This is a genomic window from Streptomyces sp. NPDC048484, from assembly GCF_040651415.1.
Lineage (GTDB): Bacteria > Actinomycetota > Actinomycetes > Streptomycetales > Streptomycetaceae > Streptomyces.
On the sequence record NZ_JBEZJY010000119.1, the window covers coordinates 1 to 3,614 of the forward strand.

The following is a 3,614-nucleotide window of genomic DNA, read 5'->3' on the forward strand; positions in this document are numbered from 1 at the left end:
CGGCCCGCCGCGGCTGGCCGGTCTGCGGCCACTCCCGCGCCTGCGACAGCAGCTCCACCGCACCCGCCGACCAGTCCACATGCGACGACGGAACCTCCGCATGCAACGTCTTGGGCAGCATGCCGTGCCGCATCGCCTGGACCATCTTGATGATCCCGGCCACCCCCGCCGCCGCCTGCGTATGCCCAATATTCGACTTCACCGACCCCAGCCACAACGGCCGCTCCGCAACCCGCCCCTGCCCATACGTCGCCAGCAACGCCTGCGCCTCAATCGGATCACCCAGCCGCGTCCCCGTGCCATGCGCCTCCACCACATCAACCTGATCCGCCGACAGCCCCGCATTGGCCAGCGCCTGACGGATCACCCGCTGCTGCGCAGGACCATTCGGCGCCGTCAGCCCATTACTCGCACCGTCCTGGTTGACCGCACTGCCCCGCACCACCGCCAGCACCGGATGACCGTTACGCCGGGCATCGGACAGCCGCTCCACCAACAGCATCCCCACACCCTCACCCCACCCCGTACCATCCGCATCATCCGAAAACGCCTTACACCGACCATCAGCCGCCATGCCGCGTTGCCGGCTGAAGGCGACAAACGCGGCAGGAGTCGACATCACCATGACTCCACCGGCCAGCGCGAGCGTGCACTCCTTCTGCCGCAGAGCCTGGCAAGCCAGGTGCAGCGCCACCAGCGAGGACGAGCATGCGGTGTCGACAGTGAGGGTCGGGCCTTCAAGTCCGAGTGTGTAGGCGATGCGACCGGATATGACGGAAGCCGCAGCAGCCGTGGTCATATACGCTTCTGCGACCTCGGGCACGGCGCTCAGCAGGTCTCCGTAGTCCTGGATCCCGGACCCTGCAAACACACCGACCTGCTTGCCCCGGACACTCTGCGGGTTGATACCGGCGCGCTCGAAGGCTTCCCAGGACACCTCTAGGATGAGGCGCTGCTGCGGATCCATCGCAAGCGCTTCGCGGGGCGAGATCTCGAAGAAAGCGGGGTCGAACTGGGCAGCGCTGTGGACGAAACCACCTTGGCTGACGTAGCTCGTACCCGGCCGGTCCGGGTCTTTGTCAAAGAGCGCTCCGGTGTCCCAGCCACGGTCGGCAGGGAATTCCGTGATGGCGTCGCCTTCCTGTGCGACCAGCTGCCACAGGTCTTCCGGGGACATAACCCCCCCGGGGTAGCGGCAGCTCATTGCGACGATCGCGATCGGTTCCTGCTCCTCGGCCTCCACTTCCTTGAGCCGACGGCGAGTCTGGTGCAGGTCCGCCGTGACCCGCTTGAGGTAGTCAAGGAGCTTCGCATCGTTCGTCATCAAAGCCTCACAGCTCTCCGGAGCAAACGCCCGATCAGGCCAGTCCGAGTTCTTTGTCGATGAAGTCGAGTACTTCGTCCGCAGTCGCGGTTTCCAGCGCTTCGCCCACGTCAGTTCCGTGTGCCGGGGCAAGGCTCTCGTTCAGCCGGGCCACCAGTGCTTCCAGCCTGCTGGTGATCCTGCTGCGTTCGGTCTCCTCCGGTGAGAGGACCGCTACTGCTCCCTCAAGCCGGTCCAGTTCCGCGAGGGCCGGCAAGACCTGCGGACCGGCGTCCCCGCGCAGCTCCACGCGCAGATACTCGGCGAGTGCCGCCGGGGTTGCGTAGTCGAACACAATCGTGGTCGGCAGCTTCCTGCCGGTCACGGCACTCAATCGCGTCCTGAGCTCGACCGACGCGACAGACTCGAACCCGAGGTCCTCGAACGCACGCTTCGGATCGATCATGGCCTTGTCATCGTGGCCGAGCACGGCAGCCACATGTATGCGGACCATGTCGAGCAGTTCGCGAGCCTGCGCTGCCTCAGGCAGCGCAGCCAGGCTCTCGGCGAACGTCGATTTGCCGGGCGGATCAGCGTCGGCATCGTTCTCCGTGACCGCGCGGGCCTCAGGCAGCGCGTCCAGCAGGGGGCGCCGACGGGCGAGGGTATAGGTGGGGGCGAAGCGGGACCAGTCGAAGTCGGCCACCACCAAGTGGCTTTCCTCCCGATCGAGCGCCTGTTGCAGTGCCTTGACGGCGATTTCGGGGTCCATCGCGGGCGCGCCGATGCGCTTCATGAACGCGCCGATCTCCTCATCGACCATGCCGCTGTTCAGGGGGCCCCATGCGACTGAGGTCGCGGCAAGGCCGCGTGCGCGGCGCTGGTGCGCGAATGCGTCCAGAAAGGCATTCGCGCTGCCGTACGCCGTCTGCCCTGCGCTGCCCCAGACAGCGGCACCGGAGGAGAACATCACGAACGCGTCCAGCGGCCGGTCCCCGAGCAGCTCGTCCAGGAGCACCGCACCACCCACCTTGGCACGGGCGACCTCTGCGAACTCTTCAAGGGTGAGTTCGCCGAGGTGCCCCACTCGCTGGGACACGCCAGCCGCGTGGACAACGGAATTCAGGGGCTGTTCAGCGGGGATGGACTCAAACAGTCGGGTCAGCGCAACACGGTCGGTGACGTCGCACGCCGCAACGGTCACTCGTGTGCCCCGGGCGGTCAGCTCGGCCTCCAGCTCGGTGACGCCATTGGCCTCCCGGCCCCGGCGTCCGGTGAGGACAAGGTGCTCGGCCCCTCTGTCGGCGAGCCAGCGTGCCACGTAGGCGCCCACGCCCCCGGTGCCTCCGGTGATGAGCGTGGTGCCGCGCGGCTTCCAGATTCGGTCGACGGGCACGCCCGCCGAATCAGCACGGATCAGCCGTCTGCCGTACACGCCATCCTGACGTATCGCCACTTGATCCTCAGCGCCTTCATCGGACAGGACACCGCACAGCCGCTGTATGACCAGTGTGTCGAGGGTGCCCGGAATATCGACCATGCCGCCCCAGGTGTCCGGATGGTCCAGCGACAGGCCGACTGCCATGCCCCAGAGCGACCCTTGGAACGGGTCCGTGAGTTCTTCGGGGGATCTCACGGCTACCGCGCCCGACGTAACGCACCAGAGCGGCGCCGCCAGTCCGGCGTCACCGACGGCTTGTACCAGAGCCACCGTGGAGGCGGTACCGCGCGTCAGCGACGGGTGGTCGGGGTGCGGACGGTCGTCCAGAGCGAGCAGGGACAGTACACCCGCTGTCGGCTGCCGGGTCATGTGCTCGCGAAGTTGCCGGGCGATTACGGGGCGCTCGGTATCGGTGGCCTCCAGCGTGACGACATGAACTCCGTGCTCGGCGAGCCCGTCCCGAACGGCGGTCGCTCGTTCACTGGCTGTGCTTCCGGCCGGGAGGACGAGCAGCCAGGTGCCGGCCGGTGTGCTGTGCGCTCTTTCCGCCACGGGTAACCAGGTGACGCGATAACGCCATTCGTCCAGCAAGTGCTGTCCGCGCTGCTCCTGGTACCAGGACGAGATGGCGGGCAGTACTTCGCTCACCACAGATTTGTCGATCTTCAGCAGGTCCGCCAGCGAGGAAGGATCCTCGCGCTGCACCATGTCGAAGAACATGGCAGCCACCGACTCGGCATGTTCCTCCGGCATCAGGGCTGTATCGGTCGTGGGTTCCAGCCAGTAGTGCTCACGCTGGAAGGCATACGTCGGCAACTCCACCCGCCGCGCCCCACGCCCCGCAAACAACGCCGACCAGTCAACGTCCAC

The 3,614-nt window shown here is 66.8% G+C and carries 2 protein-coding genes; both read right to left on the reverse strand.

From position 1 onward, the window contains the following. Positions 1-1,324 (reverse strand): beta-ketoacyl synthase N-terminal-like domain-containing protein (locus AB0D14_RS44735; protein WP_362791222.1); only part of this gene is annotated, 1,324 nt, incomplete at its 3' end. Positions 1,325-1,358: 34 nt separating this feature from the next. Continuing rightward, on the reverse strand, positions 1,359-3,614 hold a 2,256-nt coding region (locus AB0D14_RS44740), incomplete at its 5' end, for an SDR family NAD(P)-dependent oxidoreductase (RefSeq protein WP_362791225.1).